14 protein-coding genes are annotated in these 14072 nt (G+C 71.3%); 4 read left to right on the top strand and 10 right to left on the bottom strand.

Annotation, left to right across the window (positions count from 1 at the left end):
• Window positions 1-15 precede the first annotated feature (15 nt).
• Window positions 16-1641 carry a pentapeptide repeat-containing protein gene (locus tag ACIRJP_RS20230; protein ID WP_404175749.1) on the bottom strand — a complete coding sequence of 542 codons (1626 nt, stop codon included), beginning with the start codon at window positions 1639-1641 and terminating at the stop codon, window positions 16-18.
• Window positions 1642-1802: 161 nt separating this feature from the next.
• Entirely contained in the window at window positions 1803-2612 is an 810-nt protein-coding gene (locus ACIRJP_RS20225; RefSeq protein ID WP_404175746.1) for an NAD(P)H-binding protein, read from the bottom strand.
• Between the two features lie 85 nt (window positions 2613-2697).
• On the opposite strand from ACIRJP_RS20225, the gene ACIRJP_RS20220 reads away from it, so the two are divergent.
• Window positions 2698-3111 carry a winged helix-turn-helix transcriptional regulator gene (locus ACIRJP_RS20220; RefSeq protein WP_404175743.1) on the top strand — a complete coding sequence of 138 codons (414 nt, stop codon included), beginning with the start codon at window positions 2698-2700 and terminating at the stop codon, window positions 3109-3111.
• Between the two features lie 384 nt (window positions 3112-3495).
• On the opposite strand, the gene ACIRJP_RS20215 is transcribed toward ACIRJP_RS20220, so the two are convergent.
• The 4 genes from ACIRJP_RS20215 to ACIRJP_RS20200 form a co-directional block, all read right to left on the bottom strand.
• On the bottom strand, window positions 3496-4779 hold the full coding sequence (locus tag ACIRJP_RS20215; protein WP_404175740.1) for an MFS transporter: 1284 nt from the start codon (window positions 4777-4779) through the stop codon (window positions 3496-3498).
• A complete protein-coding gene (locus tag ACIRJP_RS20210; protein WP_404175737.1) occupies window positions 4776-5897 on the bottom strand; it encodes a PLP-dependent cysteine synthase family protein in 1122 nt (373 codons plus the stop codon). The genes ACIRJP_RS20215 and ACIRJP_RS20210 overlap by 4 nt, the downstream gene beginning before the upstream one ends.
• 139 nt (window positions 5898-6036) lie before the next feature.
• Window positions 6037-6426: a hypothetical protein gene (locus ACIRJP_RS20205; protein ID WP_404175734.1), complete on the bottom strand. Its 390-nt coding sequence runs from the start codon at window positions 6424-6426 to the stop codon at window positions 6037-6039.
• Between the two features lie 504 nt (window positions 6427-6930).
• Window positions 6931-7200, bottom strand: coding sequence for a hypothetical protein (locus ACIRJP_RS20200; RefSeq protein WP_404175731.1), 270 nt, complete (start codon window positions 7198-7200; stop codon window positions 6931-6933).
• Between the two features lie 471 nt (window positions 7201-7671).
• On the opposite strand from ACIRJP_RS20200, the gene ACIRJP_RS20195 reads away from it, so the two are divergent.
• The gene (locus ACIRJP_RS20195; RefSeq protein WP_404175728.1) at window positions 7672-8196 is read left to right on the top strand and encodes a sensor histidine kinase; all 525 of its coding nucleotides are present in this window, start codon (window positions 7672-7674) and stop codon (window positions 8194-8196) included.
• Between the two features lie 271 nt (window positions 8197-8467).
• Window positions 8468-9034 carry a hypothetical protein gene (locus tag ACIRJP_RS20190; protein WP_404175725.1) on the top strand — a complete coding sequence of 189 codons (567 nt, stop codon included), beginning with the start codon at window positions 8468-8470 and terminating at the stop codon, window positions 9032-9034.
• Window positions 9035-9147: 113 nt separating this feature from the next.
• Here ACIRJP_RS20190 and ACIRJP_RS20185 read toward each other — a convergent pair whose 3' ends face one another.
• Window positions 9148-9612 (bottom strand): TIGR03618 family F420-dependent PPOX class oxidoreductase, encoded by a 465-nt coding sequence (locus ACIRJP_RS20185; protein WP_404175722.1) that lies wholly within the window; start codon window positions 9610-9612, stop codon window positions 9148-9150.
• Between the two features lie 147 nt (window positions 9613-9759).
• A complete protein-coding gene (locus ACIRJP_RS20180) occupies window positions 9760-11304 on the bottom strand; it encodes an FMN-binding glutamate synthase family protein (protein ID WP_404175719.1) in 1545 nt (514 codons plus the stop codon).
• A 296-nt stretch (window positions 11305-11600) separates the two neighbouring features.
• Here ACIRJP_RS20180 and ACIRJP_RS20175 point away from each other — a divergent pair, with 296 nt between their 5' ends.
• Window positions 11601-12878, top strand: coding sequence for a hypothetical protein (locus ACIRJP_RS20175; protein ID WP_404175716.1), 1278 nt, complete (start codon window positions 11601-11603; stop codon window positions 12876-12878).
• A 381-nt stretch (window positions 12879-13259) separates the two neighbouring features.
• Here ACIRJP_RS20175 and ACIRJP_RS20170 read toward each other — a convergent pair whose 3' ends face one another.
• Both ACIRJP_RS20170 and ACIRJP_RS20165 read right to left on the bottom strand, forming a co-directional pair.
• Complete coding sequence (locus ACIRJP_RS20170; RefSeq protein WP_404175713.1) at window positions 13260-13658, bottom strand: VOC family protein; 399 nt, start codon at window positions 13656-13658, stop codon at window positions 13260-13262.
• Between the two features lie 100 nt (window positions 13659-13758).
• The gene (locus tag ACIRJP_RS20165) at window positions 13759-13971 is read right to left on the bottom strand and encodes a hypothetical protein (RefSeq protein WP_404175710.1); all 213 of its coding nucleotides are present in this window, start codon (window positions 13969-13971) and stop codon (window positions 13759-13761) included.
• Between the last annotated feature and the right edge of the window lie 101 nt (window positions 13972-14072).

Genomic DNA, 14072 nt, shown 5'->3' with positions numbered 1-14072 from the left:
GGACCGGTGGAGCGGTCACGGCGCGGTGCGGGCCGCGAGCAGCGATTCGAGTGTGGCGCGGGCGGTGTACCGACGGGGCAGCCCGGGGGCGAAGTGCTCCTCGCCGAGGTCGGCGCCGTCATGGCGGACCGGCCCGTGGAACGTCGCGGAACCGCCGCCGTCGGGCAGGCGGAGCAGTGCGCCGCCGGTGAAAAGGCAATCGTCGAGCCGCGTGGCGCCGTGGAACTGGGCGCCCGTGAAGTCCGCGTGGGCCGGCCGGCAGCCGCTCAGGTCGAGGTCGACCAGTGTGGCGCCGGAGAGCGGCAGCTTCGCGTCCGGCCAGAACCGGTTGGCGTCCGCCGGCCGCAGGTGCGTTGTGAGCAGGTTCTGCGCCGCCTGTCGTACGGCCAGTTCGGCCCGCTGTTCGTCGTCGAGGTCCGCGGCACCTGCCGGGAACGGCAGCGGCATCCGCAGGTACGCGCAGACCGCGGTGACGATCCCGTCGCGCAAATCGGGCCGGGCGTCGCCGAGAGCGTCCAGGATCCCCAGCCCGACCAGCCGTACGGGCGCCTCGGCTGCCGCCAACTGGTGGGTGTACGGGGCGACAGCGGCGTCGGTCGTCAGGCGTGCCGGGCCGTCGTCGTCGGGCACCGCCGTCCAGCCGAACGGCCACCGCTGTTCGAGGTCGGCGGTCGCGGCACGGGCGTCGGTGAGGTCGGCGGCGGGTTGGTCCAGGTACACCTGCGAGTCGAAGCGCGCACCACGGAACGACGCCGCCGCGCCGAACCTCGCCTTCCAGAACCACGCGGCGTCCCGGAAGTGCGCGCCGCGGAACGACGCGGGACCGCGGAACAACGCCCCGTCCCCGCCCTCCTCCCAGGACTGGTACTCGCCCATCAGGTACGCATCGGGCCAGTGCGGGTCGGCCTCGTTCGGCTCGCTCCAGGGGATCACGGTCGTCGGCCCGAACATCTGCGTGAAGGCGTCGTCGTCAAGATCCGCCCAGCTCTCGTCCTCCCAGAAACCCTCTTCGCCGAAGCCGAACCATGCGAGCCCGTCGAAGCAGGCACCGTCGAACCGGGCCCGGCCGTGGAACCGGGCCCGTCCGAAGACGGCCTCCTCGCCGAACCGGGCGCCGGCGAAGCCGGCATCGCAGGAGAACACCGCGCGCGCGAACACCGCGTCGCCCGCCCATCGCGCGCCCTCGAACATGGTCGTGCCACGGAACAGGCAGTCGGCGAAGGTCGCCCGGGCGAACCGGCAGCCGGTGAAGTCGATGCCGTCCACGACCGCGCCGGTCAGGTCCACCGCGATGCCGTCCCAGCGGGCGGTGTCCGGCCCGGCTGCGTCCGGTACGGGGCGCAGCCGGTCGGCGAGCATGGCGAGCGCCGCTCGCCGTACCTCCGGCCCGGCCGGATCGTCGCCGCTGTCCGGTCCGGCCGGATGATTGCTGCCGCCCGCCGGTGATTCGTCCCTGGCCAGGTGCTCGCGGACGAACGCGCAGAGCGCCTCCGCCACGTCCGGCCGCAGGGCCGGATGCTCGTCGCCGAGCCGGGCCAGTTCGGCCACGGCGTTCCGCCGGGGACCGGCGACGCCGCCGCGCAGCCGGCCCGCGGCCGCCCGCACCACTTCGGCCGCCGGCCCGTCATCACCAATGGCCACCATAGACACCCCGCACGATTGGTCGATCGAATTCCTTGGCTCCCGCAAGGTAGCGGTTCGCCTGGAACCATCGAGCTCGGCCCGTCGCCCCGACCACGCCACCGGCCACCCGATACCGGCGATTTGGACTTTCCTGGCTGCGCGATCGCTGTGCGCCAGGGCTACGCGAAGGCTGCTGCGAGCGCGGAGCGGGGTGCGCGGCCCAGCAGTTGGCGCAGGTCGCCACCGGTACGGGACATGAACCCGGCCGCGATGGCGGAGCAGGTGCCCACCAGCATCGGTATCTGGAACGGCTCGGCGCCGGAAGCAGCGACGCGCGCGCGGGCCTGGGCGAGTGTCTCCGGCTCATAGGTGACGTGCGGCCCGTGCGTCCGGGCCAGGTCGGCGCCTCCGACGGCCTGCTCGCCGACGAGTTCGTAGATACGTCGCGCATGGGCGGGCGCCTCTGTCGTCACACGTACCGCGGCGTCGGCCAGATCCGCCCGTGCGACGGCGGCCAGCCGGCCTTCGCCGAGCGGCGCAGTGATCCGCCCGTCGGCTGTCGGCGCCGCGAGGCCACCCAGCAACTCCGCGTACAGGCCATTGCGCAGAATCGTCCAGTTCATGTCGGTCTCCTGGAGCCGACGCTCGGTCCAACGGTGTGGCAGGGCGTAAGGGAGATGATCGCCGTCGGCGGTCAGGCTCGTATACACGACATGCCCCACACCGGCCCTCTCCGCGGCGTCGACAGCGGCTCCGTGCCGGGCTATGACGGTGTCGTCCTCGCCGTATCCCGCGGAGATCAGCAGCAGCACATCCACACCCTCGAAGCCCTTGCTGAGCGTGCCTGGCTCGTCGAAGTCGATGTGGCGGACAGGCAGTCGTTGTGGCTGCTGAGGAGCGCGCGTTCCGAGGACGGTGTCGTCACGGCCGGCCAGTCGCTCGGCGATCAGCGTGCCCAGGGCACCGGTGGCGCCAGTAACCAGGATCATCAGGGTCTTCCCGTTCCGGTAGGTTCTCTTCGGTAACCGGGATCATCCTGCGGGTTTACCCCGAAGCGCGTAAGGAGGCACTTCCATGTCAGTGGGGCACACAGCGGTAACCACCGACCCCGTCGTCAGTTGCGGCGACGAGCACGAGGACTGCGGGATCCGCGAGGTACTCGACCGGATCGGGGACAAATGGTCGGTTCTGGTCGTCGTCGAACTGGCGCAGGGCGTCCGCCGTTTCCGACAGCTGCAGCGTGCCGTCCCCGGCATCTCGCAGCGGATGCTGACGCTCACCGTGCGCCGGCTGGAACGCGACGGCCTGGTCACCCGGACCGTGCACCCGACGGTTCCCCCGCAGGTCGAGTACGAGCTCACGACGATGGGCCACAGCCTCACCCACCTGGTGAAGGCCCTCGCGGACTGGTCGGCCCGACACCGCGATGCCATCGCGCGGGCACGCCAGGAATGGGACGTCGTACACCCCGACTCCGGAATCCGCTGACCGTCCGGCGGGCGGCACTCGGCGATGCCGCCCCCGGACGTCTCAATGCCCGTTCAACCTCTGATCAGGCCGACTCGTTCGTCTTTCCGCTGAACGACTTCTACGTGGTCCGTTCGTTCCTCGTGGCCACGGCGTCCCGCCACATACCGACGACCGAGGGGCGACCCCCCGCCCGCATGCGCTATAGTCGATCTTGAAAGTTCGCCGCAACGCGCGGCGGCTGACAATGCGTTGGTGGTCCAAGGAAAGACGCCCCGCTTCCCGTGGGGAAATGCAGGTGCAAGGCCTGCCCAGCGCTCGCCCACGAAGCCCTTCCCCTCCACCGGGGAAGGGCTTCGTCATGTTCACCTGATGCCGCATGAGGCGTTCACCCGGCAACGGGTCTCACGCCGTGGCAGGTACCGCCGCCGCAGGCATCGCGGGTCGCAGATGACCGGTGCGGCGGAGGCCGGTCAGGGCCGCGGCGCACCCGGTCCCGAGCGCGGTCAGGGCTGCCCAGGGCAGCCACGGGGCGTCTGTGCGGGCGGCGAGGTCGAACAGCGCGCCCACGGCGAGATTGCCGCCGGCCACGGCGATGCCGGCCACGGTGCTGTAGGCGCCGTAGTACGTGGCGACCAGGCGTTCACCCGAGAGCCGGACGAGCGTGTCCATCTCGAACGGGTAGAGCAGTGCGGAGCCGGCTGCCAGGAGCGCCGCGCACGCCACCAGCCCGGCGAGCCCGAGCAGCGCGGCGAATCCGTGAGCGGGGCGGTGGGGTCCGGGGAGCAGCGGCAGGAACGCCGCCCCCATGACCGCCAGTCCGATCGCGATGGCCTTCGGGGCGTCCAGGCGTTTCCTGGCCCGGTCGGTCAGCCGCAGCTGGCCGGCGACCGCAACCAGGGCGGAGACGGCGAAGACCCCGCCCATCGCGGTGCCGCTGCCGTCGCCGAGGAGAGTGCGGGCCTGCAGGGGCAGGGCGAGGTAGGTCTGGAAGGCCAGCAGATAGGAACCGGCCATCGCGGCGGAGAACAGCATGAAGGGACGGTTGCGCAGAATCGTCCGCCAGTCCGCGGCGATCCCCCGCCATCCCGCCTCGCTCTGTGAGTCCGCGGCGGGGCGGCGGGCGGGCAGGGCGCGGACCTGCACGAGCGCCAGCAGTGCGAACACGGCCGCGGAGACCGCGCACACCACGCGGAAGTCGAGGGCGAGCAGGGCGAGTCCGGCGAGCGGACCGAGCAGGATGCCCGCCTGGTAGAAGACGTTGAAGCAGGAGAACGCCTCGACCCGGCGCTCCCCGGCTCCCTCGGCGATGTACGCGCGGACCGCGGGGTTGAACAGGGCTCCGGCAAGTCCCGTGGCGGCGGCGGCCGTGACCAGGGCGGGCAAGGTGTCGGCGAAGGCCAGCAGCGCGAACGCGCCCGTGCGCAGGGCGCAGCCGGCGAGGATCATCGGCTTGTAGCCGATCCGGTCGGCGAGGGTGCCGCCTAGCCAGAACATGCCCTGCTGGGAGAGGTTGCGTACGCCCAGCACCAGACCGACCGCCCACGCCGCGAGGTCGAGGCCGTGGGCTAGGTGGTCGGCGAGGTAGGGCATGAGCATGTAGAAGCCGAGGTTGATGCCGAACTGGTTGACCATCAGCAGCTGGATGCTGGGGGTGAAGGAGCGCATCTGGGTGCGCAGCCGCCTCACCGCGCACCCGCCAGGGCGGTGCGGGCGGTGGCCGGAGCGGGGTCGGTGACCGTGGTGCAGCGGGTCCAGGACGTCACTGTCCGTTCGCCGGGCTCCTGGATCTCTTCCGGCGCGGTCGGCATGGGTGCGTCGAGCAGGTGGTGGCCGTGGCACCAGCCGTCGTTGTAGATGGTGTCGAGGTAGCGGTGGGGGCCGTCGGGGAAGATCGCGGCGATGCGGGTTCCGGCAGGCCGGTTACGGGCAACCCATCCGGCGACCAGTGCGACCGCGCCCACGCTCCAGCCGCCGGAGGCGTAGTGGCTGCGGGCCAGGGTGCGGCAGGCCCGGACGGCTTCGGCGGGGGCGACCCAGTGGACCTCGGTGAACGCGTCGTAGGCGACGTTGCCCGGGTGGATGCTGGAGCCCAGTCCGCGCATCAGGCGCTGCCCGGCGGGCTGCCCGAAGATCGACGACCCGGTCGAGTCCACCCCGATCAGGTCCAGGTCGGGGAAGGTCCGGCGCAGGGCCGCGGAGATGCCTGCGGAGTGGCCGCCGGTGCCGACCGAGGCGACCAGGACGTCGATGCGGCCCAGTTGGGCGATCAGTTCCGCGGCCAGCGGGGTGTAGGCGGCGACGTTGTCGGGGTTGCTGTACTGGTCCGGGCACCAAGACCCGGGGGCCCGGGCCAGCAGGTCGGCCGTCCTCTCGCGCCGCGCCTGTTGCCAGCCGCCCACCGGGTGTGCGGTGGTGACGAGTTCGACGCGGGCGCCGTACGCGGTCAGGGCCCGGCGGATCGCGGGCTCCAGGCCCGGGTCGGTGACCACGGTCACCGGGTGGCCGAAGGTGATCCCGGCCAGGGCCAGTCCCAGTCCCAGGGTGCCACTGGAGGACTCGACGATGGCCGCGCCGTCGGCCAGGTCGCCGCGTGCGCGGGCGCGGGCGACCATGTGCAGGCCCGGACGGTCCTTGATCCCGCCGGGATTGGTGCCTTCGAGCTTGGCCCAGAAGCCGCGCCCGGAAGGGGCGAACGGTTCGCTCACCCAGAGCACCGGCGTGTGGCCGACCAGATCGGACGGGCCACGGGCGGAAGCGGGGGCAGGGGCGTACAGAGGGGCGTTGGCGTACAGAGAGGTGTTCATGGAGGGTGTCACGGCTCCTCACCCCAGGCCTGCGGCAGCCGGCGTGGGGTATCGGCGGGTCAGGGCGCGGACACACGGCCGCCCGGGACCTGCCCGGCGGTGCCGGACGGAGTGAGGCAGCGCGGCCGTGTGGGACCTGTCAGGTCCGTGCCACACACAGAGCCGTAAGGACACCGCGTCCGCCGAGGGTGCCGTCTCCCGGAGCGCGGGCGCCCCCCACCCCGGCCAGAGCCGCGTCCGGGCCGCACGGCAGGGCATGCACGGTCGGCGCGCCGCCCGGCGAGGGTACGGGCGGGGCGTCACTGCGGACCCGGTCCACCGTGTGATCACCGGTGTCCGGGCAGCACGGCGCCCGCTCCGGGGCAGAGGCCGTGGGCCCGCCGCCGAGTGCGGCCACGGGGGCGGCAGCGGCGTAGGCCGTGCTCATCGGATAGTGCGGACTGTCGAACGCCGGACCGTGACTGTGGACGCAGCCCATCAGGTGGAAGGCCACCCAGAGGAGCATGACGAGGACGCCGCTGTCCCGCATGCGGCGATGCGCCGGGGGGAACGACGCCGCACCGATCATGCACTCAAAGTATCCCGACGGGCACTCAAAGTCATATCGCGTGGGGTGTGTGGCGCGGGTCAGCCGTCGGGAACTCCATGCGCGCGACGGCCGGACGGCGGGGGCCGGGTCGGCGGGAGTTCGACGCGGCGGCCTTGGAGGGCCGCGCCTGGTTCACCGAGAAGACCTTCGACGTCACCGAGGGCGTTCGGCACCGCGTCGACGACGTACCTACGGCCACGTCGTCCCGGCTCAACCATCGATCGCCGGGGAGGCCCGAGGTGCTGCGACTGGGTATGACGTCCAGCCACAGCGAGGACCTGCGGCCCATCCTCGCCGCGTTCGCGTCCCGCCGTCCCGGCTGCGCCCCCTTGCCCACTGCGGTCGTTCGTTCCCTTCGCCTCCTTCCTCGTCCTCCGTCATCCGGCGGGCACTTTGAGCGGCCCGGCCGCTGGGGCCGGCCCGTGATCCCTGGCGGGACGGCTCTCAAGCGGACTTCCTCAGCGTCCTCCCGGTGACCATCATCCCCGCCAGGACTGCTGCGGCCAGAGTGCCGGTGACCGCCATGGCGATGGCTCCAAAGTTCAGGTGCAGGCCGACGTCGGACGAAGTGGCCTGGGAGAGGCCGGAGGCCATTCCCGCCAGCGGGGGCAGCGTCACCAGGGCACCGAGGCCGGCTCCGACGGCCACCAGCAGCGCGGTCTCGCCGGCGGCCAGCCCGAGGAGCTGGCGGACGGTGCCGCCGGCGGACTTCATCACCGCGTAGTCGCGGCGACTTGAGGATGTCGTGCAGCAGCGGGGCGGCGGCGACGCCTGCCAGGCAGCCGGCGATCGAACCGAGCAGGCCGACGACGGCGGCCTCGCCGAGGATCATGCGGCGGATCTGGCCGAGTGCGGTACCGATGGTGCGCAGCAGGCCGATCTCCCGGCGGCGCATGCCGGTCGACAGGACCAGCATCGAGGCGACGACGAAGACCGTGGCGAACAGGCCGAGGAGGGCCATGGCGCCGATGAGCCGGACGCCCAGGGAGCGCTTGTGCTCGATGTATCGGGGCTGGAGTTCGGAGCGGGCGTCGCCGGATACGACCGTGCCCCTGTCGCCGAGGGCGTGGCGTGCGCCGGAGGCGATGGCGGCGGTGGACGCCCCTTTGTCCGCGATCAGCGCGAGGGCGCCGACGCCGGGCTGCTGCTCGGCGGCGAATGCCTCGCTGAAGGGCGGTGTTCGGCGTGATCGTGCTGCTGGCCTCGCCGTACACGGTGACCTCGTGGGCGGGGGCGCGCGCCGCCATGGCGCGTACCTTCCTGGCCCCGCGCGACCGGGAGCTCGGGGAGGAGCTGCGCGAGGTGCGTGCCTCGCAGGTCCGTCTGCTGGACTCCTTCGACGCGGAGCGGGTACGGATCGAACGCGATCTGCACGACGGGGCGCAGCAGCGGCTGGTGTCGCTGGGAATGACCCTCGGGATGCTGCGCCTGGACACCCCGCCGGATTCCCCGCAGTCCGAGCTGCTCACCCAGGCGGAGAAGCAACTCTCCGCAGCTCACCAGGAGTTGCGGGCTCTGATCCGAGGGCTCAATCCGCCGGTGCTGGCCGATCACGTGCTCGTCGCGGCGATCGAGGACTACGCCGCCCGGTTCCCGATCCCGGTCGCGGTGACCCGGCCGCGGTGCCCATGGTTCGCGCTGCCACTCCCGGCCTCCCCCACGATCCGTCCAGCGAGCAGGTCGCCGCATGGGTGGAACTCGTCGAACTGATGGGCGACGAGGACTTCCGGGCCCGGATGCGCCGGACGGCCATGTGCCAGGCCGGTGGGCGCATGCCCGGCAGCGAGAGCCGCTCATGGCTCTCGACAAGGCGGTGTGGCTCATCACCGCGTCAGTGTGCTGACGCCGACGGTGTCGGTGAGGAGCGAGTCGGCGGCAGTGTGAAGCCGGCCGTCTCCGACGATGTGACCGCTGTGATCTGTGGCACAAGGGACCTGGAAGCGTGGCGGAACAGTGACGTCAAGGCTCCAGGATTGAGCCTGTGGACACGACGAACCGGTTCCGGACCGTGCGCCTGGGCTTCCTGTGGCGCTTCTCGGGTGTAGGGCCCGGATGCCTTCTGGGCCTTCTGACAGGTGTCGCCCTCGGCACGAGCGGCGCGGTGGATCGGCTGGGCGTCGGCCCCAGCCTGCTGATCGCCGCCACGGTCGTCGCCCTCGTGGCGCTGCCCGCGCCCATCAGCTTCTGGGTACGCGCCGACAGCGAGGGCCTCACCCTCTCCAGGGCGCTGCTGCGCCGCCGCTACCGCTGGCACGACATCACCGGCCTGGACATGGCCTTCGGTGAGGACCCCGATTCGGACGCAGCTCGTCTGACGATGCGTCTGCGCCTGACCACGACCCCCGCTACCGGCCGCGGACCGCTCGTCGGCGTCCTCGGTCTCGCCCCCGGCCATCAGCTTCGGGGCACCGAACCGCGCCGGCTCGCAGACCTGTTCACCCTCCTCGCCGCCCATGGTGTCCCGCTCGCCGAACCGGACTTCGCCGACCGCGTCCTCGCCGTCCACGGACTCCCGCCGCTCGCTCCGGGTCCGGGCCCGATCGACTGACCCGTTCCCCTCCGCCCGAGGCCGCGTAGTGGTGGTCGGGGCCGGAGCGGTTCAGCCGGCGGGCAGAGCGGCCGTGCTCCCTCGGGGTAAATCCGTCGTGCCCGCGACGATTGTCACGAGGGGTACGCCGGTCCGGGCGCGGGGACGGGGCCACCGGGCCGGAACCGCTCCACCCCGACGATGTGCCGCACCTTGACGGGACGCACGATCACCGCGACCCGCTGTTCCTCCGGCATGATCCACTCGAAGCGATCGACGCCCAGGTACTTGCGGGCCAGCCGGTCCATCCGCTCGTGTGCCTCCTCGCCCTCGATGAAACGGGTCACCACACCACGGATCTGCACTCGGTCGAAGGGGTCGGTGGCGTCCGCGTGTGAGAGGTAGACGCGGGGGTCGCGGCGCAGGTTTTCCTCCTTCACCCGGCCCACCGAGGTGTTGAACGTCAGCTCCCCTTCCCCTTCCAGATCCACCCACATCGGGCTGACCTGCGGTGCTCCGTCGGCGAACACGGTGCCGACGTACCAGATGTTGGGGGCTTGCAGTCGGGCACGGACAGCTTCATCGAAGGGCGCAGTCATCCCGGGAGGCTATCAACCATGATCGACTGGAGAGATCGGGGAGCCGTGGAATCCGCCCGGCCGCGGCTTCGCCGAGCAGATCGGTGTGCTGCCGGCAGCCGCCGACAGCATCACGACCGGCCCGGCGAGATCGCAACGCGTCGAACGTCAGCCGACAGGCTTCTGGAGGGCGTTCGGTTCGGTGGTGAGCAGCGCGGTGATCTTCTGGGCGAGCTCCGGGCCGAGTTCACCCCAGCCGTCCTTGTAGCCGTAGACGCTCGCCAGGGTGCGGGCGTCGTAGTCGCCGTTCATGATCTCGATGTCGGTGGTGGTGATGAGTGCCGGGTGGGCGACGCCGACAGCTCCCGAGACCTTCAGCAGCTCCTTGCGCAGGGTGCGCAGGTAGACAGCGGCCCGGGTGGCCTTCGAGGGCGCGTCGATGCCGCGTACCAGCCACGGGTCTTGGGTGGCGATGCCGGTGGGGCACTTGTCGGTGTGGCATTTCTGTGCCTGGATGCAGCCGATGGACAGCATGGCCTCGCGGGCGACGTTGATCATGTCGACCCCCAGGGCGAAGGCGACGGCGGCGTTCTCGGGCAGGCCGAGCTTGCCGGATCCGATGAAGGTGATGTCGTCGGTCAGACCCCGCTCGGCGAACGTGCTGTAGACGCGGGAGAAACCCATGCGGAACGGCAGCGACACCGAGTCGGTGAAGATCAGGGGAGCCGCCCCGGTGCCGCCCTCGCCTCCGTCGATGGTCACGAAGTCGACCCCGCGATCACCACGCGCCATCAGATTGGCCAGCTCCTGCCAGAAGCTCATCTCCCCCACAGCGCTCTTGATCCCGACCGGCAGACCGGTCTCGGCAGCGAGCAGCTCCACGAAGTCGAGCATCGAGTCGACGTCGTGGAACGCGGTGTGCCGAGAGGGGGAGGCGCAGTCCTTGCCGGCCGGGATGCCGCGGATCCCGGCGATCTCGGGGGTCACCTTCGCGCCCGGCAGCATCCCGCCGAGCCCCGGCTTGGCACCCTGGGAGAGCTTGATCTCTATCGCCTTGACCGGGGCGCTCGCGACCACGTCCTTGAGCTTGTCGAGGCTGAAGGTGCCGTCCTCGTTGCGGCAGCCGAAGTACGACGTCCCGATCTGGAGGATGAGGTCACCGCCGTTGCGGTGGTACGGCGAGAGGCCGCCCTCGCCCGTGTTCTGCATCGCGCCGGCCAGCGCCGCGCCCCTGTTCAGCGCCGTGATGGCCGCGCCGGACAGCGATCCGAAGCTCATCGCCGAGATGTTCACGACGCTCGCCGGCCGGAACGCCTTGGCGCGTCCGCGCGGGCCGCCCAGCACCTTGGCCGAGGGCAGCGGGGCCTGCGGGTCGTGCAGATCGGGCAACGTGCCGGCGAACGTCCGCTGCTTCACGTACGCGTGCCCTTGCACGTGCTCGACGTCCACGTCGGTTCCGAACCCGAAGTAGTTGTTCTCTTCCTTCGCCGACGCGTAGATCCAGGTGCGCTGGTCACGGCTGAACGGGCGCTCCTCCTCGTTGGACGTCACGACGTACTGGCGCAGTTCCGGCCCGATCGTCTCCAACAGGTACCGGGCGTGCCCGATCACGGGGAAGTTCCTGAGCAGTGCGTGCTTCTTCTGGACGAGGTCGCGGGCAGCCACCAGCGCCAATGCTGTCGCGGCGGCCGCGCCGATGCTCCGAGCCCGCATGAACGTTCCTCTCCTCGGTTGCTCGATACCCGACTCCATCGCCGTGCGACGGATGTCGTGGGCGTTGGGCGGCGGACACGACCGGACAGGCATCGGCGTCCGACGACGAGACGCCACATGATGTTAGAGGTCTCGCGAATGGTCGGACGGGGCAGGGTGCGTGGCCACCGGGCGATCAGCCAGGTCGAACCCGCGGCCCGGTCGTGTCCGGCGGCAGCGCGAGCCGTCCCGGCCCCTGGCTCCCGGCCCCCGGTCCCGCGGGGCGCTGTCAGTGGCTGGGGCTACTGTGCTGCTGCATGGAGATCGAATCCCTTCTCAAGGACCTGGGCAGCAACGACGCCGCGCGCGTGGAGGCCGCTGCCTCGCAACTGGCGGAGCAGGCCGACAGCGTGGTGCCGGAACTGCTGCGCGGCGTGGTCGGTGTGAACGGGACCGCTGGTCTCCAGCCGGTCATGCGAGCGTTGCGGCACATCGGGCCGCCCGCCTTCGACAGCGTACTGGCGGCCTGGCGGCGCAAGGAGGTGGCGGACTGGCAGGCGGGGCGGTTCCTCGGGGTGTTCGACGAGCGTTCCGCCGACCAGTACGCGGCCCTGGCGGCCGATCCGGACCGCGGAAGTTCGGGCCGCGGCTTCCAGGGGCTCGTCAGGCTGCAAATAGACTCCGAGGCCGGGCTGATGGCCTTGGTGGACTGTTTCGCCCGGGGCCGCCTCGCCCCCTACAAGGCATCCGACTACGCCCGCCTGCTGCACGAAGCCTTCCGGCCGCGGCTGCGCTCCCTGCGTCGCGACCCTGCCGTGTCCCCGAAGGTCCGGCGGGGCGCGATGGCGGCGCTGGTGGAGGGCGGCGGTGTCGACGCGCTCGACGACCGTGACCGGGCGGCGATCGAGCGGCTGATACAGGTGAAGATCCTGGACGAGGAGGTCCCGACGCTTCCGTCGGCGATCCTCAGCGGCTGGTGGATGGCCGTGCCCGGGGCGTCGTACGAGGGGGTCTTCGAGGCTCTGGGCCTGCACGACCGGCTGCCCGTCACGGCCGCCGTCGGCGTGGAGGCAGCAGAGGGCCGGAGGATCCAGGTACCTGGGCCGGACGGCGCCGACCGCTCCGTGGGGCGGGCCTTCATCACCCCGGAGCTGGACGGCTGGCGCCTGGTCTTCGGTCCCTTCGACGAACTCGTCGGCGACCCCTGGGACGGCATGATCGAGACGGTCGAACGGGTAAGCGTCCACTGCGGCCAGGCCCAGTTCTACTTCCTGGACGACGCCGGCGGCTCCGACGTGTGGATCGTCGCCGAGAACGGCCGGGTGATCCGTCGGTACGCCGCCGAGAGCAGCCCCGAATGGGAGGGCGACCCGCTGCCGTGGGAGACCCTGGCGGTCGACGACCCGGACTTCGACCCCGAGTACGACGAGGCCCCGTCCAACGCGGGGACCGCGGGCGCCCGGTCCGCCTGCGCGTACCTCTCGGTCGACCCCGACGATGTCGGCCCGGACACCGAGGTGCGCGGCCACGGCTGGCTGGCCGTCACCGCACCGGGCGTCGGGCACGGCGCGTTCCCCGGGACACTCCGTATCTGAGGCGCATGCCGTCGGCGGACCCGATCGCCCGCTGTCCGGTCATCTGCTGTCCCGGTCGCATGTACCCGTCGTCTGTACCGCCTCGGCGCCCCGCGGAGTCCGCCCGCGGGGCGAACCCACCAAGCCCAACACTCAGTAGACGTCCATCAACACGCCAAGGTGCCGTGCTTTCGTCGCCGCGGGATCGTCAACTGCTGTCGAGGGCGGAGGGCTGTGCGGGCGGGCCAGATGGCGACGGCGAAGGCCGCGAGGGTGGCGGTGGCGTGGTCGCCTAGCGGCGTGCTGAAACAACAAGGTGGCGCTGGTGTGCCAGCCGGGGTGCGACCGGGCCGCCTCGCCTTCAGGCGGATTCTAGGCCCAGGAACGCGGTGGGTGGGGTTGTCAGGCGTTCTCGGGTCCGGACGGGGCGGTCCACTCGACGAACTGGACGATCACGCCATTGGGGTCGGCGATCTGGAAGAGGCGTTCGCCCCAGGGCTCCTCGCGCAGCGGCATGGTGATCTCGACACCCTCGGCGCGCAGCCGCTTCTCCTCGGCCTCGATGCCGGTGATGGTGAAGGCGAGGATCAGGCCGGAGACATGCTGGTCGCGCTGCTCGGCCGGCAGCACTTCGATTCCGCGGGCGAGGAGGACGACGTCCGCTGCGGCGTCGTCGCGCGAAAGGGAGGCGAATCCGTCTGCGGCGGCCTGCTCGGCGTAGCCGAGGTGGGTGGTGAAGAACCGCTGTGACGCGGCGACGTCGTCGACGGTGAGCGAGACGGTGGACGCGGTGATCTGCAAGGCGGTTCTCCTCATGGGGTTCGGGGAGCCTGTCGCTGCTGCTGGTCGACGAGGCTGCCGGGCGTGGTCGTCCGTACGGCGCTGTGGGTGCGGGTGTGGATCAGTAGCCGCCGCGGCGCGGCAGGTTGTGCGTGGACGGAGTGCTGCGCCGGGCGCGGGCGGCGGCCATCCGGGCGAGCAGCCACCCCTCACGGCGACGGGGCGCGGCGCCGGGGGCTGGGGCCGTCACGCCCGGGCAGAACTCACCGAGGTCGACAGCGAGGCAGATGTCGAGGACGGGGGTGGTGCTCGCGGTGCGATTGGGTTCGGGCATGGACTCTCCTCCTCGTTCCATCATCAGAACTTTACGACGGAGGTAAAGTTAGCCACGAGGCTCGCGAGTGTCAACATAAAAATGCTACGAGGGTAAGATTG

Origin of the sequence: Streptomyces sp. NPDC102437, from assembly GCF_044765565.1 — a bacterium.
Lineage (GTDB): Bacteria > Actinomycetota > Actinomycetes > Streptomycetales > Streptomycetaceae > Streptomyces.
The sequence above is the reverse complement of the archived record's forward strand: the minus strand, read 5'-3'. Positions and strand labels throughout refer to the sequence as shown.